A 15,611-nucleotide genomic window follows, 5' to 3' on the forward strand; every position below is an offset into this window, starting at 1 on the left:
TTATTTAAAAATATTTATAAAAAATAATTTTTTTAAAAAAATTTTTTCTGATTTAAAAATTAAACTAATTATTTTAATAATATTTTTTATTTAACAATTCTATATAAAAATAAAAAATCATTAAAAATTTTTGTTTTTTTCGCTTATTTTTTATTTAAATATTTTTTTTATTAATTTTTTCTTTTAGAGAAACTGTTTTATTAAATGTAATTATTTTATTTTTTTTACTTGTTTTTTTATCGATAATAAAATAACCTTCTCTTTCAAATTGAAAAAATTTAAATTTTTTAGAAATAAGATCTTTTTCTATAAATCCTTTTTTTATTTTAATAGACTTTTTATTAATATAATTTAAATAATTTTTATTTTGTTCTGGATTTTTTATAGTAAAAATAGGTTGAAATAATCTAAATATTGCTGGAATAGAATATTTTTGAGATATCCAATGTATAACTCCTTTTACTTTTCTATTTATTGGATTTTTTTTTAAAGTATTTTTATCATATGTACAAAATATTTTTTTTATTTTTCCATTATTATCTTTTTTAATTTTTATTGCTTTTATAATATAAGCATGACGTAATCTTACTTCTTTATTTATAGATAATCTTCTATATTTAGAGTTAAAATTTTCTTTGAAATCTGATCTATCAATATATATATTTCTACAAAAATAAATTTTATGTGTTCCGAATTTTTTATTTAAAATTTGATTATTAACTATTATTTTTTCTTTATAATTTTTAGGTAAATTTATAATAATTAATTTAATAGGATTAATTATAGACATAAAACGAGGAGCAATACTATTTAAATTATTTCTAATACAATATTCTAAAAGTTTTATTTCAATTAAATGATTTTTCTTAGATACTCCTATTTTTTCGCAAAAATCTTTTATTGATTTAGGTGTATATCCTCTTCTTTTTAATCCTGATATTGTAGGCATCCTAGGATCATCCCATCCTTTAACAATCTTTTTTTTTATTAATATTTTTAATTTTCTTTTAGATAAAATTGTGTATTCTAAATTTAATCTAGAAAATTCATATTGTTTTGGATAATTTTTTATGTTAATTTTTTTTAAAATCCATTTATATAAACTTTTATTATCTAAAAATTCTAATGAACATAAAGAATGAGTAATTTTTTCTAATGAATCTGAAATACAATGACTAAAATCATATGTTGGATATATAAACCATTTATTTTTAGTTTTACAATGAGAATTTTTTTTAATTCTATATAACACTGGATCTCTCATAATTATGTTTTTAGATTTCATATTAATCTTTGCTCGAAGACAAACTTCTCCATCATTAAAATATCCATTTTTCATTTTTTCAAATAATATTAAATTTTTTTTAATTGATTGATTTCTATAAGGACTGTTTTTACCTGCTTTTTTTAATGTTCCTCTATAATTTTTTATTTCTATTTTAGATAATTTATCTACATAAGCATAATTTTTTTTTATTAATTTAATTGCATATTTATAAAAATTTTTAAAGTATTTTGAGGTATACATGGTTTTTTTGTTCCATTTATATCCCATCCATTTAATATCTTTTTTAATAGACTTTATATATTTTTTTTTTGATTTTTCTGGATTAGTATCGTCAAATCTTAAATTACAATTTCCATTATATATTTTTGATATTTCAAAATTTAAATATATTGATTTTGCATGACCTATATGAAGAAATCCATTTGGTTCTGGAGGAAATCTTGTTTTAATTTTTTTATAAATTTTATTTTTAATATCTTTATTAATAATTTTAAATATAAAATTTTTGTTATAAATATTTTTATTCATCATGATCCTTTTTTTTTATATATTTTTTATTTAAATATTTTTTAAAATTTTTATATATTTTTATAATTACTCTAAAATTTTTTTAAATTATTTTAAATATAGAATTTTTTTTTTTTATATGATATAATTTTGAAAAAAAATTAAAATATAAAATTTTATCCATAAAAATTTTATAAAATTATATCTTAAAAATTTATTTTAAATTTTTTTTAAGAAAAACCATATTTTTTAATTTGTTATTTTAAATTTTTATTAAAGCTATGTAGCTCAGTTGGTTAGAGCACAGCATTCATAACGCTGAGGTCATGGGTTCAAATCCCATCATAGCTAATAAATAATATTTTAAAAGGTATTTTTAAATTATTTAATAATTTTTAGCGGAAGTGGCGAAATTGGTAGACGCACCAGATTTAGGTTCTGGCGCCTTATTAGGTTTGCGAGTTCAAATCTCGCCTTCCGTAAAAAAATTTTAGTATTTTTTTTAATGTTTTTTTTTTGGGGTATGGCCAAGAGGTTAAGGCATCGGTTTTTGATACCGACATCCCTGGTTCGAATCCAGGTACCCCAGATAATTTTTTTATTATATTTTTATAAAAATATTATTTTTTATAATTTAAAAATATTTTTAAGTTTATAACTATATAAATTAAATTTTATAAAAATTATTTTTTTTAATTTATTTAATTTTTTTATATTTTAAATAAATTTAATTAAAATTAAAATTTATAAAAATATTTATGGTATTAATTTTATGAAATTAAAAAAACTAAAAAAAAAAGTAGCTTTAGAAGTGTTAAAGTTTATACCTAAAAATATTATTATTGGAGTTGGAACAGGATCTACTATATCTTATTTTATAGATTTCTTAAAAACTATTCGAAATAAAATAATTGGAGCTGTCTCTTCTTCTATTAAAACAACAGAAAATTTAAAAAAAAATGGTATAAAAATTTTTGAATTAAATAAGATTAATAATCTTCCTTTATATATTGATAGTGCAGATGAAATTAATAGAAATATGGATATGATTAAAGGTGGAGGAGCTGCTTTAACTAAAGAAAAAATTATTGCTTCGGCAGCAAAAAAATTTATTTGTATTATTGATGAAACTAAAGAAGTAAAAATTTTAGGAAAATTTCCTTTACCTGTAGAAGTTTTACCAATGTCATATAAATATGTTAAAAAAAAATTAGAAAAACTAGGTGGTATTGTAAAAAAAAGAAATAAAATTATTACAGAAAATAATAATTATATATTAGATATTAGTAATTTATATATAAATAATCCATTTGATTTAGAAAATAAAATTAATAATATACCTGGAGTTATTTCTGTCGGAATATTTTCTCAAAGAAAACCAGATGTTTTATTGGTTAGTAAAATAAACAAAGTTAAAGTAATTTTTAGAAAAAATGAAAAATAATTTATAATATATAATTTTCATAAATTTTTATAATTTATTATAAAAATTTTTTTTATTTTTTTAAAAAATTTTTATATTTTTTAAAATTTTATTAATTTTTCTTTAATTACATCCGGTAGGATTTGAACCCACGACCTCTCGGTTCGTAGCCGAGTGCTCTATCCAACTGAGCTACGGATGTAGAAAAAATGTTTTTAAAGGAAAAAAAAATATAGTGAGAGAGGGATTCGAACCCTCGATGCATATTTTTATACATACTCCCTTAGCAGGGGAACGCTTTCAACCACTCAGCCATCTCACTTTAACTTTTTTTTAAAAAAATAAACTACCTTTATTTTTTAATCTTTTCATTTTATACTTTTTTCTTTTTAAAAGTCAATTTTATATTTAAATATTAATATAGAACATTTTTATTTATTTTAAAAAAAATACAATTAAAAAAATTTATTTATTTTTTTTATTTTTTTTTTTTTTTTTTTCTGCTTGTATTTTTTGATATATTTCTTCTCTATGTACTGAAATTTCTTTTGGTGCATTTACTCCTATTCTAACTTGATTTCCTTTTACTCCTAAAACTGTAACTGTTATTTCATCTCCTATTACTAATGTTTCACCTATTCTTCTTGTTAGAATTAACATTTTTTTTCCTTAAAAAAATTTTTATTTTTAGAATTTTAATTTTAAATGAAATTTAAATATTTAAAATTTTTTAAATATAAATTTAATTTATATATTTTTGTAAAAAAATTTTAATATTTTATTTATAATTTTTTTAATTTAGAAATAATAAATTCTTTAAATAAAATTATTTCTTTTTTAATAGAGTTAGATTTATATAAAATTCCTTCTGAAATGTATATATTTCCCCCTCCTTTTCCTTTAATTTTTTTAAACATAAATAAAAGTAATTTTTTTGCTTGAATAATTTTTGTTAAATTTTTGCTAATTTTAATTAAAAAATTAATTTTTTTTGAAAAATTTATTAAAATTATTATTATTGATTGAAATTTTTTTTGTAATTCATCAATTATATATTTAAGATTGTTTTTTTTTTCATTTTTAAATTGATATAGTAAAAAATAATTATTATTAATTTTAATAACTTTTTTTGAAATTTTTTTTGAAATTAAATAAATATATTTCTTATTAATATTTTTGTTTTTTTTAAATAATTTTTTGTTCTCTATTAAAATATTTTTTATTTTTTTTATGTAATAACAGTCATTAGAATTAATAATTTTTTTTATTTTTTGAATGTCTTTTTCTTGTTTTTTTATTTTTGAAAAAGCTTTTTTATATGTTAATGCTTCTATTCTTCTTATTCCAAAAGATATACTTTTTTCATTAACTATTTTAAATAAAAATATTTTTCCTGTTTTTTTTACATGTGTTCCTTTACATAATTCTTTAGAAAAAGATTTAATAGAAATAGTCCTGACTATTTTTTTATATATTTTATTTTTAAGAAAAGTAAATTTTTTATTTTTAGCTTCTTTAAATTTTTTTAAATTATATTTTATTTTAATATTTTTTTGAATAACTTTATTTACAAATTTTTCTATTTTATAAATTTTTTTAAATGTTAAACTTTTAAAATATGTAAAATCAAATCTTATTTTTTTATCATTAATTAATGAACCTTTTTGTATTACATTTTTTCCTAATATTTTTTTTAATGCAGAATTTAATAAATGAGTAGCAGTGTGATTTTTTTCTATTAATTTTCTTTTTTTTAAATTAATTTTAGCTGTTATTAAATCATTTTTAATAATATATCCATAATCCATATATCCATTATGAATAATAAATTTTCCATATTTTTTTGTATTACAAACAATAAATTTTCCAGTTTTTGATTTAATTACTCCTGAATCTCCAATTTGTCCTCCTGATTCAGGATAAAATGGAGTTTTTTCAATTATTATTTGTCCTTTTTCTTTATTTTTTATAATTGATACAATTTTTTTTTTTACATATAATAATTTTATTAAACTATTTTTTTTAAAATTTTTATACCCTACAAAAATATTTTTTTTTATTTTTGGTAAAGATATTCCATTTATTTTTGTTTTTATTTTATTAACAGAATTTTCTTTTTGTTTTTTTATTTTTTCTTTTAGACTTATTTTATCAATAATAATATTTTTTTCTTTACAGAATTCTTTTGTTAAATCAATAGGAAATCCTAGTGTATCATATAAATAAAATACTATTTCTCCATCTAAAATATTATTTTTTATATTTATAATTTCGTTTTTTAATATTTTTAATCCTTTTTTTAAAGTTTCAGAAAATTTTAATTCTTCAATTTTTAATATTTTTTCAATTTTATTTTTATTTTTAATTAAAATTTTATTTTCACTTCCCATAAATTTTATTAAAATAGGAACTAATTTATAAAAAAAACATTTATTAATTCCAATATTTCTTCCATGTAATATTGCTCTTCTAATAATTTTTCTTAAAATATAACCTCTATTTTCATTAGATGGAAGAATATTATTTGCAATAATAAAAGAGCTAGAACGAATATGATCTGATATAACTCTTAAAGATTGATTATTATTTTTTTTTATTATATTTAGTTTTTTAATATTTTTTATTATATTTTTAAAAATGTCTATTTTATAATTTGATTTTACTCCTTGTAAAATTGAAGCTATTCTTTCTAATCCCATTCCAGTGTCAACTGAAGGAGTCTTTAATTTTTTATATATTTTATTTGGTAATGCATTATATTGCATAAATACTATATTCCAAATTTCTAAAAATTTCTTATTTTTTTCTTTATAATTATAAAAAATTTCAGTACAAGGCCCACAAGGACCATATTTTCCCATTTTCCAAAAATTTTTAGATGTATATAATAAATTTTTTTTATCTTTCATTTTTATTATTTTATTATCAGATAAACCAATTATATTTTTCCATATATGAAAAGATTCTATATCATTTTCATAAATTGTTACTGATAATCTATCTTGATCAATTCCAAACCATTTTTTTGATGTTAATAATTCCCATGCATAAATAATAGATTTTTCTTTAAAATAACTTCCAAAACTAAAATTTCCTAACATTTCAAAAAATGTATGATGTCTATTTGTATATCCTACATTTTTAAGATCATTATGTTTTCCTCCAGTACGTATACAATGTTGAATTGTAGAAATTCTTTTATTTTTTGTAAATTGATATCCTAAAAAAATATTTTTAAATTGATTCATTCCAGCATTTACAAATAAAAGAGTTGGATCATTTTCTAAAACTAATGAACTTCCAGGATAAATTTTATGTTTTTTTTCTTTAAAAAATTCTAAAAAATTTTGACGTATAAAACTTGTTGTTTTTATCATATAAATCCAAAAATAATAAAAAAATAAAAAAAAAAAAAATAAAAAAAACGCAAAAAAAATATAAATTATATTAAAAATATATAAAAATAATTTTTTATTATTAATTAGAACATTTTTTATTTTTTTAATAAATTATAAATTTATTTATTTTTATAATATTGTTTGTTTTATTATAAATTATTTTATTTTAAGTATAAAACTTTATGTTTTTTTTTTTAAAAAATTTCTTAAATTAAAAAATTTTTTTTAAAATTTATATAAAAATTATGTATTTTTTAATTTTATTAATAAAAGGATTACATATGAAGAGATTAGTTTTATTAACTAAAATAGTTTCTAAAAAAATTTTTAATAAAAATAGAATTGATAAATTTTTAGCTCAATGTTTTAAAAAATATTCTAGAAATCATTTTAAAAAATGTATTATAAAAAAATATGTTACGGTTAATGATAAAATAATTACTTCTCCAGATTTTAAAATAAAAAAAGGAGACATTATTCATGTTAAATATTACTATAAAGTAGTAAATTATTTTACTCCAGAAAAAATTTTTTTAAATATTATTTATGAAGATAAATATTGTTTAGTTATTAATAAACCTCATTCTTTAGTTGTTCATCCTGGTCATGGTAATTATAGTGGAACTTTGCTTAATGGATTAATTTATTATTATAAAGATATTTTAAATATTCCCAGAGCTGGTATTATTCATCGTTTAGATAAAGATACTACAGGATTAATAATAATTGCTAAAACTATTTCTATGTATTTTTTGTTAAAAAAAATGATGAAATTAAGAAAAATTCATAGAGAATATAAAGCTTTAGTATTTGGAAAAATAAAAAATGAAGGATTAATAAATGCTCCTATTGGTCGTAATAAATTTAAACGTACATGTATGGCAGTAACTTTAGATGGAAAAGAATCATTAACTTATTATACTGTTAAAAAAAAATATAAATTTTTTACATTATTAAAATTAAAGTTATTAACTGGAAGAACTCATCAAATTAGAGTACATATGTTACATATTAAACATCCTATTTTAGGAGATCAAAAATATAAATGTAATTTAAATTTTTTTAAAGGTTTTAATAATAGTATTTTATTTAATAAAGTAAAAAATTTTCATAGACAAGTTTTACATGCATATAAAATAAAATTTATACATCCATTTAAGAATAAAATTATTAAATTAAAAATAAAATTTCCTCAAGATATTAAAAAATTATTATCTATTTTAAAAAAATATAAATAAATAATTTAAAAAAATATTTTATATACACTTTCTATTTTTAGAATAATGAAAGTGTAAGTATAATAATTTTATATTTAAAAATTTTAATTATTTTTTTTTAATAATCGCTGTGCAGCTATTTTTAATGCCCATTTATAACTTTCAACTCCTAATCCACATATTATTCCATTTGAAATATCAGAAAACCAAGAATGTGATCTAAAATTTTCTCTAGAATAAATATTAGATATATGAACTTCTATAAATGGAATATTTACAGCTAATAAAGAATCTCTTAAAGCAATACTAGTATGTGTAAAAGCTGCTGGATTAATAATTATATAATGAATTTTTTTTTTTGCTTTATGTATTTTTTCAATTAAAATATGTTCTGCATTAGTTTGAAAATGAGAAAGATTTATATTTAATTTTTTAGAATATTTTATTAGATCATTAACTAAAATAGATAATGAAATATTTCCATATATTTTTTTTTCTCTTTTTCCTAAAAGATTTAAATTAGGGCCATTAAGAATTAATATATTAAATTTTTTTTTCATATTTTTTGTTCTTTTTATAATTTTCTTTTTTTTTTAAATATTTTAATTTATTTAAAGAAAATAAAAATAAATTTTATTATACAATATAAGCAATAATATACAATATATAAAATTTATTTTTTTTTTTATTTTTTTTTTTTAAAATAATTTTTCAATATTTTATTAATAATATTATATAAATTTTTTAATTAATATATTAAAAAAATTTTTAAATAAGAGAGTTTATATGAGTTTTGATTTTGTAAAAAATAAGATTTTAATTAATAATAATATCAGTATAGAAGAAATTTTTTCTGTATTATCAGATATTTCAAAAAGAAATATTAATTATTCTGATATTTATTTTCAATCTAAATTTAATGAATGTTGGATTTTAGAAGATAAAATTATTAAAAATGGAACTTATAATATTAATAAAGGTATAGGATTAAGAGCAATTTCTAATGAAATGACTAGTTTTGCTTATGTAGATCAAATTACTTCTATTGGATTACATAAAATTGCTCGTTCTGTAAAAAATGTTTTAGATAAAGGATTTATTTTTAAAAATAAAAATTTTATTTCTAAAAAACATGATTATTTTTATGATTTTAGTAATCCTTTAAATTCTTTATCTAATAAAGAAAAAATAGATATATTATATCAAGTAGATAAATTTTCTAGACAATATGATTCTAGGATATACCAAGTAAGTGCTTGCTTAAATGGAACATATGAATATGTTTTAATAGCTTCTACAGATGGTGTTTTAGAAACTGATATTCGACCTTTAGTTTCTCTTTCTATTAAAGTTTTATCAGAAGATAGAGGAAAAAGAGAAGTAGGTACATATGGAGGAGGAATTCGAGGAACATATAAATATTTTTTAAAAAAAAATAAAGATGGAGTATCAAATATAAAAAAATTTTCAGAAGAAGCTGCAAGAATTTCTATTTTAAATCTTTTTTCTAAGGAAGCCCCTTCGGGTTTTTTTCCTGTTGTATTGGGTTCTGGATTACCTGGAGTATTAATTCATGAAGCTGTAGGTCATGGATTAGAAGGAGATTTTAATCGTAAAAAATTATCTGTATATAGTGATAAATTAGAAAAAAAAATTGCTTCTAATTTATGTACAATAATAGATGATGGAACAAAAAAAAATTTTAGAGGATCTATTTCTATCGATGATGAAGGAACTCCTGGACAATATAATGTTTTAATAAAAAATGGAGTGTTAAAAAAATATCTTCAAGACAAATTTAATTCTTATTTAACAAATACTAATTCTACAGGAAATGGTAGAAGAGAATCTTATTCTAGTCTTCCTATTCCACGTATGACTAATACTTATATGTTGCCTGGAAAGTCTACTAAAAAAGAAATTATAGAAAGTGTTGATTATGGGATTTATGCAGTAAGTTTTATTGGAGGTCAAGTAGATATTACTTCTGGAGAATTTGTTTTTTCTGCTTCAGAAGCATATTTAATTAATAAGGGAAAAATTATACATCCAATTAAAGGAGTAACTTTAATTGGTTCAGGAATAGAAATTATGAATAAAATATCTATGGTAGGAAATGATTTATTTATAGAAAATGGAACAGGTATTTGTGTTAAAGAAGGTCAAGAAATTCCTGTTTGTGTGGGTCAACCAACTATTAAGATAGATAATTTAACTATAGGAGGAACAAAATAATTTTATTAAATAATTTTTTTAATATGTTATTTAAAAATTTTAAATCATGCAGTCAAACATTTTGTTATGACTGCGTGTTTTAAATGAAAAATAATACAAATTTTTTAATATTAAATTTTTTCTTTAATACGTGCAGATTTTCCAAATTTTTTGCGTAAATAATATAATTTTGATTTACGAACGTTTCCTTTCCTTTTTATAGAAATTTTTTTGATGTTGTTAGAGTGAGTTTGAAAAACTCTTTCCACTCCTTCTCCATTTGATATTTTTCTAACACAAAAAGAAGAGTTTAAAAATCTGTTTTTTATTGCTATTACAATTCCTTTAAAAGATTGCAAACGTTTTTTTGATCCTTCTATTACCCATACTTTAACTTCAATAGTATCTCCAGAACGAAATTTAGGTATATTTTTTTTAATTTGTTTTTTTTCTATAGAATTTATTATTTTATTCATTTATTTTCTTTTTTTTAAATTGATTATATGTTTAATTTTCTCTTTTATTTTATTAGATAAATTAAATTTATTTTTTAGTAATTTAGGTTTTTTTAAAAAAGTTTGAATAATTGATTTTTTTAATCTCCATTTTTCTATTTTCTTATGATTTCCAGATAAAAGTACTTTAGGAACTTTCATTTTACAAATTTTTTTAGGTCTTGTGTAATGTGGGTAATCTAATAAAGAGTTTGTAAAAGAATCATGAAGTTTTTTTTTATTTTTTTTTATTACTCCTGAAACAAATCTTGATATTCCATCTATTAAAACCATTGCTGCTAATTCTCCTCCTGTTAATATATAATCTCCAATAGATATTTCTTTATCAACTAAGTTATCTATTAATCTTTGATCAATTCCTTGATATCTTCCACAAATTAATATAATTCTTTTATTTTTAGATAAAAGTTTTAGTCGAGTATTGTTTATTTTTTTTCCTTGAGGAGATAAATAAATAACTAAAAACTTTTTATTTTTTTTAGCTTTAATAATTGCTTTTTTTAAAGGAAAAAAACTCATTATCATTCCAGGTCCTCCTCCATAAGGTCTATCATCAATATTTTTATTTTTATTTAAACTAAATTTTCTTAAATTTATTATTTTAAGATTAATAATTTTTTTTTTATTGCTTTTGAAAGAATTCCATATTTTTTAATTGATTTAAACATTTTTGGAAAGATAGTTATAACTTTAAAAGTGATATTTTCTTTTATTTTCATTTTTTATTTTTTCCATTTAATAAAAATAATTTTTTTTTTTAAATTAATTTCTTTAATAATTTTTTTTTGTATAAAAGGAATTAATATTTCTCTTTTTTTTTTAATTTTTTTTATATTATTATTAATTACTAAAACATCGTTTGATTGAGTTCTTAATATTTTTTTTACTATACCTAAAAAATTTTTATTTTGATCAAATATTTTACAATTTAAAATTTCATGCCAAAAATATTCATTTTTTCTTTTTTTTAGTTGTTTTGAATAAATAAATATTTTTTTATTTTTTAATAATAAAGCTTCATTTCTGTTATTTATATTTTTTATTTTAATTAAAAAATATTTATTTTGATATTTCCATTTTTGAATTTTTAAAATACAAATAGAATTTTTTATATTTATATTTAATTTTTTATATTTAAAAATAGATTCTTTTTTTTCAGTAAAAGAAAAAATTTTTAACCATCCTAAAATTCCATGAGGAAAACATATTTTTCCTAATATTATTTTTTCTTCTTTTTTTTTATCCATTAATTATTTTTTTATATTTTATGTTTAATTTTTTTACTTTATTAGACATTTTTGCTCCAACACTAATCCAATATTGAATTTTTTTTAAATTTATTTTTAATGAATTTTCTTTATTTTTTAATATAGGATTAAAAAAACCAATTTTTTCTATAAAACGACCATTTCTTGGTGATCTACTATCTGTAACTATTATTTTGTAAAAAGGTTTTTTATTGGATCCGTGTCTAGAAAGTCTAATTTTTACCATATTAATTATTTCCTTTATATTTTATAATATTTTAAATTTTTTAAAAAAAAATATATTTTTTATATGTTTTAACCAAACATTTTTTTTATTGTGTTAAACATTTTTATTATTCCTACATTTTTAATTTTTTTCATTATTTTTTTCATAGATTTAAATTGTTTTAATAATTTATTTATTGATTGAATACTATTTCCTGATCCCATAGAGATTCTTTTTTTTCTAGATATTTTAATTATTTTTGGATTTTTTCTTTCTTTTTCTGTCATAGATTGAATAATAGATTTTATTTTTTTAAACATATTATCATTTATTTCAAATAAAACATTTTTTTTAAAATTAACATTCATTGGTATTTTATTTAATATATTTTTCATATTTCCTAATTTATTTATTTGATCAATTTGTTTTAAAAAATCGTTTAAATTGAATTCTTCTCCTTTTTGTATTTTTTTATCTAGTTCTTTTAAATATTCTTGATCAATTTTTTTTTCTATAGAATTAATCAATGATATTTCATTTTTCATTCCAAGAATTTTTGAAACCATTTTTTTTGAATTAAATACTTCAATTTTATCAAATTTTTCTCCAGTACCTACAAATTTAATTGAAATATTAGTTAAATATTTTATTGATAAAATAACTCCACATCTAGTATTAGAATCTATTTTAGTTAAAAAAATTCCAGTAATAGGTAATGCTTTATAATAACTTTTAATTACATTAATAGAATCTTGTCCAATCATAGAATCTAAAACAAAAATAGTTTCAAAAGGATTAATTTCTTGATGAATTTTTTTTATTTCATACATTAATTTTTTATCAATATGTAAGCGTCCAGCAGTATCTATAATTAATATATCGTATTTTTTTATATTAGCATATTCTATTGCTTTTTTTGAAATATCTATTGGTTTTTGTGAGTTATCAGATTGAAAAAAATCAACTTTTATTTTTGAAGATACAATTTTTAATTGTTTAATAGCTGCAGACCTATATACGTCTATTGAAACAACTAAAACTTTTTTTTTGTATTTTTCAGAAAATAATTTAGCTAATTTTCCTACACTTGTAGTTTTTCCAGATCCTTGAAGTCCTATCATTAAAAATATAGATAATTTTTTATTTAAAAATTTAATAGAAACATCATTTTTTTCAATAATTAATGAAATTTCTTTTTGTAAAATTTTTATAAGTTCTTGACCTGGAGTTAATGAGTTATTTATTTCCATTCCAATACATTTTTTTTTTACATTATTAATTATATTTTTTATAACTACTAATGCTACATCTGCTTCTAATAAAGCAACTCTTACTTCACGTAAAGTTTTTTTTATACTATTTTTAGTTATTCTTCCTTTACTAGATATTCTTTTTATAATTTCTGAAAATTTTTTACTTAAATTTTTAAACATTTTTTTCTCAAAATTTTTTAAATTAGTAGAATATTATAAATAAAATTTTAATTTTTATAAGGTTTTTTTTTAAATTTTGTAATTTTAATAAATAAAATTAAAATTTTATTTTTTTGATACTATATAAAATGTAGTTTTATTATTTTTTTGATCAGAAATATTTTCTTTTATTAAATATAAATTATATAATTTTTTACATTTTTTATTTCCTATAGCAGCAACATTATTTTTTTTTTTTAAAGATATTTTTTTAACTGCTTCAGAAGAACTATTAGTATATTTAATTTTCCAATTAGGAAATTTTTTTAAGAAGGATTTACATTGTTTGATAGGTTGTGTATGACTATAAATTTTTTTTATATTATTTAGAGATATTTTTTTTTTAGATATAATACAATGTTGAATAGGAATAATTATTTTTTCTTTAATAAAAAAATTTTTTTTTTTAAAAAATTTTTTTATTTCATTAATTTTTCCTGAAACACTATTTTTTATAGGAAAAATTGCGTATTTTGATTTTTTTTTTTTGATATTTTTTAATATTTTTTTAAAGTTTTTACATGGTAATTCATAAAAAATTTTTTTTCTTTTTTTGGCATATTTTAAAGCTGCTAAATAAGAATAAGATCCTTTAGGTCCTAAAAAAGATATTTTTATGATTTTTTTTTTTTATATATTTTTTTTTGTATTTTAATGGAATTTGTTATAATTTCTTTAAATATTTTTATTAAATATTTTTTTTTTAAATTATATTTTTTTCCTTTTTTAATAATTTCTTTAAAAATTTTGTTTTCTCTAATAGAATCTTTTATTGGATAATTTATATTTATTTTTTCATTAATAATTTTTTTAGAAATTAATTCTCTTTTATATAATAATTTTATGATTGATGTATTAATTTTATTAATTTTTTTTCTTAAATTAAAAAGATTTTCTTTATTTTTCATATTTTTTTATAGTATTTTAAAAAAAACTTTTTATTTTAACAAAGTTTTTTATTTATAATTTTTATTATACATTATAAATTTATTAATTTATTTTTTTTTTTTTTATTAAATATTAACTATAATATATTTTTTTAAAGTAAAAATTTTATTCTAAAAAAATATTTTAATGTTATTATTTTAGAAAATTTTCTTAAAAAATTAATTTGTTTATTTATGATGTTTTTTAATTTTTTAAAAATTAAATAAAAATTAGAATAATAGGGATTTTTATGAATATAAAAAGTTTTTCAATTTCTAAAAAAAAAATTCAAAGAAATTGGTATTATATAGATGCAAAAGATAAAATTCTTGGTCGTTTATCCAGTATAATTTCACATTATTTAAGAGGAAAACATAAACCAATATATACTCCAAATATAGATGTAGGAGATTATATTATTGTAATTAATGCTTCGAAAATACGTTTAACAGGAAAAAAGTCTGAAAAAAAAATATATTATCGACATACAGGTCATGTTGGAGGATTAAAAAAAAATAATTTTTTAGAAATTTTTAAAAAATATCCTGAAAGAATTATAAAAAAATCTGTTTATGGAATGCTTCCAAAAGGACCCTTAGGTAGATTAATTTTTAAAAAATTAAAAGTTTATCCTAAATTAAATAATTTTCATATGGCTCAAAAACCAGTTTTATTAAAAATATAATAGGAATAAAAATATGATAATGGTAAAAAATTATGGAACAGGTCGAAGAAAATCTTCTTCAGCTCGAGTTTTTTTAAAAATTGGAAAAGGAAAAATTATTGTTAATAAAAAATCTTTAGAAGAATATTTTAGTCGAAAAACAGCATGTATGATTATTAAACAACCTTTATATGTAATTGATATGAAAGATAAATTTGATTTTTATATAACAGTAAAGGGAGGAGGAACTTCGGGTCAAGCTGGAGCTATCAGACAAGGAATTACACGTGCATTAATTCAATATGATAATTCTTTATTGAAAGAGTTAAGAAAATGCGGTTTTGTTACTCGAGATTCTCGTAAAGTAGAAAGAAAAAAAGTTGGTTTTAGAAAATCTAGAAGAAGACCTCAATTTTCTAAAAGATAAAAAATTTATATTATTATATACAAGTTAAATAATAAAATTTTTTTTATTTTTTAATTCATTTTTTTTAACTTGTATAAAATTAGTTT

At 17.6% G+C, this 15,611-nt stretch carries 15 protein-coding genes, 5 tRNA genes and 1 pseudogene; 8 read left to right on the forward strand and 13 right to left on the reverse strand.

Going from position 1 to position 15,611, the window contains the following annotated elements; all coding sequences use genetic code 11:
- Nucleotides 1-154: 154 nt before the first annotated feature.
- Nucleotides 155-1,816, reverse strand: a complete 1,662-nt coding sequence (locus tag M5J13_RS01295) for a glutamine--tRNA ligase/YqeY domain fusion protein (protein WP_252837087.1) — start codon at nt 1,814-1,816, stop codon at nt 155-157.
- A 256-nt stretch (nt 1,817-2,072) separates the two neighbouring features.
- Here M5J13_RS01295 and M5J13_RS01300 point away from each other — a divergent pair.
- The 4 genes from M5J13_RS01300 (at nt 2,073) to rpiA (ending at nt 3,239) form a co-directional block, all read left to right on the forward strand.
- Nucleotides 2,073-2,146, forward strand: a tRNA-Met gene (locus M5J13_RS01300).
- Nucleotides 2,147-2,193: 47 nt separating this feature from the next.
- Nucleotides 2,194-2,277: transfer RNA gene (locus M5J13_RS01305), tRNA-Leu, on the forward strand.
- 35 nt (nt 2,278-2,312) lie between these two features.
- Nucleotides 2,313-2,384, forward strand: a tRNA-Gln gene (locus M5J13_RS01310).
- Between the two features lie 183 nt (nt 2,385-2,567).
- Nucleotides 2,568-3,239, forward strand: a complete 672-nt coding sequence (gene rpiA / locus M5J13_RS01315; protein WP_252837089.1) for a ribose-5-phosphate isomerase RpiA — start codon at nt 2,568-2,570, stop codon at nt 3,237-3,239.
- A 107-nt stretch (nt 3,240-3,346) separates the two neighbouring features.
- Here rpiA and M5J13_RS01320 read toward each other — a convergent pair.
- The 4 genes from M5J13_RS01320 to alaS all read right to left on the reverse strand — a co-directional run bounded on the left by M5J13_RS01320 (nt 3,347) and on the right by alaS (nt 6,595).
- Nucleotides 3,347-3,420, reverse strand: a tRNA-Arg gene (locus M5J13_RS01320).
- 31 nt (nt 3,421-3,451) lie between these two features.
- Nucleotides 3,452-3,540, reverse strand: a tRNA-Ser gene (locus M5J13_RS01325).
- Nucleotides 3,541-3,683: 143 nt separating this feature from the next.
- Complete coding sequence (gene csrA / locus M5J13_RS01330) at nt 3,684-3,878, reverse strand: carbon storage regulator CsrA (protein ID WP_252837091.1); 195 nt, start codon at nt 3,876-3,878, stop codon at nt 3,684-3,686.
- 122 nt (nt 3,879-4,000) lie between these two features.
- Nucleotides 4,001-6,595: an alanine--tRNA ligase gene (alaS, locus tag M5J13_RS01335; protein WP_252837093.1), complete on the reverse strand. Its 2,595-nt coding sequence runs from the start codon at nt 6,593-6,595 to the stop codon at nt 4,001-4,003.
- A gap of 302 nt (nt 6,596-6,897) precedes the next feature.
- Here alaS and M5J13_RS01340 point away from each other — a divergent pair, with 302 nt between their 5' ends.
- Nucleotides 6,898-7,854, forward strand: a complete 957-nt coding sequence (locus M5J13_RS01340; RefSeq protein WP_252837094.1) for an RluA family pseudouridine synthase — start codon at nt 6,898-6,900, stop codon at nt 7,852-7,854.
- Between the two features lie 83 nt (nt 7,855-7,937).
- On the opposite strand, the gene aroQ is transcribed toward M5J13_RS01340, so the two are convergent.
- Nucleotides 7,938-8,393, reverse strand: a complete 456-nt coding sequence (gene aroQ, locus M5J13_RS01345) for a type II 3-dehydroquinate dehydratase (RefSeq protein ID WP_252837095.1) — start codon at nt 8,391-8,393, stop codon at nt 7,938-7,940.
- A 226-nt stretch (nt 8,394-8,619) separates the two neighbouring features.
- Here aroQ and tldD point away from each other — a divergent pair, with 226 nt between their 5' ends.
- Nucleotides 8,620-10,068 carry a metalloprotease TldD gene (gene tldD, locus M5J13_RS01350; RefSeq protein WP_252837096.1) on the forward strand — a complete coding sequence of 483 codons (1,449 nt, stop codon included), beginning with the start codon at nt 8,620-8,622 and terminating at the stop codon, nt 10,066-10,068.
- 110 nt (nt 10,069-10,178) lie between these two features.
- On the opposite strand, the gene rplS is transcribed toward tldD, so the two are convergent.
- The 7 genes and pseudogenes from rplS to M5J13_RS01380 form a co-directional block, all read right to left on the reverse strand.
- Complete coding sequence (gene rplS / locus M5J13_RS01355; RefSeq protein ID WP_252837097.1) at nt 10,179-10,523, reverse strand: 50S ribosomal protein L19; 345 nt, start codon at nt 10,521-10,523, stop codon at nt 10,179-10,181.
- Nucleotides 10,524-11,281 (reverse strand): annotated as a pseudogene (trmD, locus tag M5J13_RS01360) (tRNA (guanosine(37)-N1)-methyltransferase TrmD).
- Between the two features lie 3 nt (nt 11,282-11,284).
- Complete coding sequence (rimM, locus tag M5J13_RS01365; RefSeq protein ID WP_252837098.1) at nt 11,285-11,809, reverse strand: ribosome maturation factor RimM; 525 nt, start codon at nt 11,807-11,809, stop codon at nt 11,285-11,287.
- Nucleotides 11,802-12,056, reverse strand: a complete 255-nt coding sequence (gene rpsP / locus M5J13_RS01370; protein ID WP_252837099.1) for a 30S ribosomal protein S16 — start codon at nt 12,054-12,056, stop codon at nt 11,802-11,804. The genes rimM and rpsP overlap by 8 nt, the downstream gene beginning before the upstream one ends.
- A gap of 68 nt (nt 12,057-12,124) precedes the next feature.
- Complete coding sequence (gene ffh, locus M5J13_RS01375) at nt 12,125-13,468, reverse strand: signal recognition particle protein (RefSeq protein ID WP_252837100.1); 1,344 nt, start codon at nt 13,466-13,468, stop codon at nt 12,125-12,127.
- A gap of 105 nt (nt 13,469-13,573) precedes the next feature.
- Nucleotides 13,574-14,128 carry a prephenate dehydratase domain-containing protein gene (locus M5J13_RS02275; protein WP_354667642.1) on the reverse strand — a complete coding sequence of 185 codons (555 nt, stop codon included), beginning with the start codon at nt 14,126-14,128 and terminating at the stop codon, nt 13,574-13,576.
- Complete coding sequence (locus M5J13_RS01380) at nt 14,122-14,415, reverse strand: chorismate mutase (protein ID WP_252837101.1); 294 nt, start codon at nt 14,413-14,415, stop codon at nt 14,122-14,124. Before M5J13_RS01380 ends, M5J13_RS02275 begins: the two co-directional genes overlap by 7 nt.
- A 275-nt stretch (nt 14,416-14,690) precedes the next feature.
- Here M5J13_RS01380 and rplM point away from each other — a divergent pair, with 275 nt between their 5' ends.
- Together rplM and rpsI are read left to right on the forward strand one after the other, a co-directional pair.
- Nucleotides 14,691-15,119, forward strand: coding sequence for a 50S ribosomal protein L13 (rplM, locus tag M5J13_RS01385; RefSeq protein ID WP_252837506.1), 429 nt, complete (start codon nt 14,691-14,693; stop codon nt 15,117-15,119).
- 13 nt (nt 15,120-15,132) lie between these two features.
- Entirely contained in the window at nt 15,133-15,525 is a 393-nt protein-coding gene (rpsI, locus tag M5J13_RS01390; RefSeq protein ID WP_436835300.1) for a 30S ribosomal protein S9, read from the forward strand.
- Nucleotides 15,526-15,611 lie beyond the last annotated feature (86 nt).

The organism is Buchnera aphidicola (Periphyllus lyropictus) (genome assembly GCF_024029895.1).
GTDB lineage: Bacteria > Pseudomonadota > Gammaproteobacteria > Enterobacterales > Enterobacteriaceae > Buchnera_J > Buchnera_J aphidicola_BA.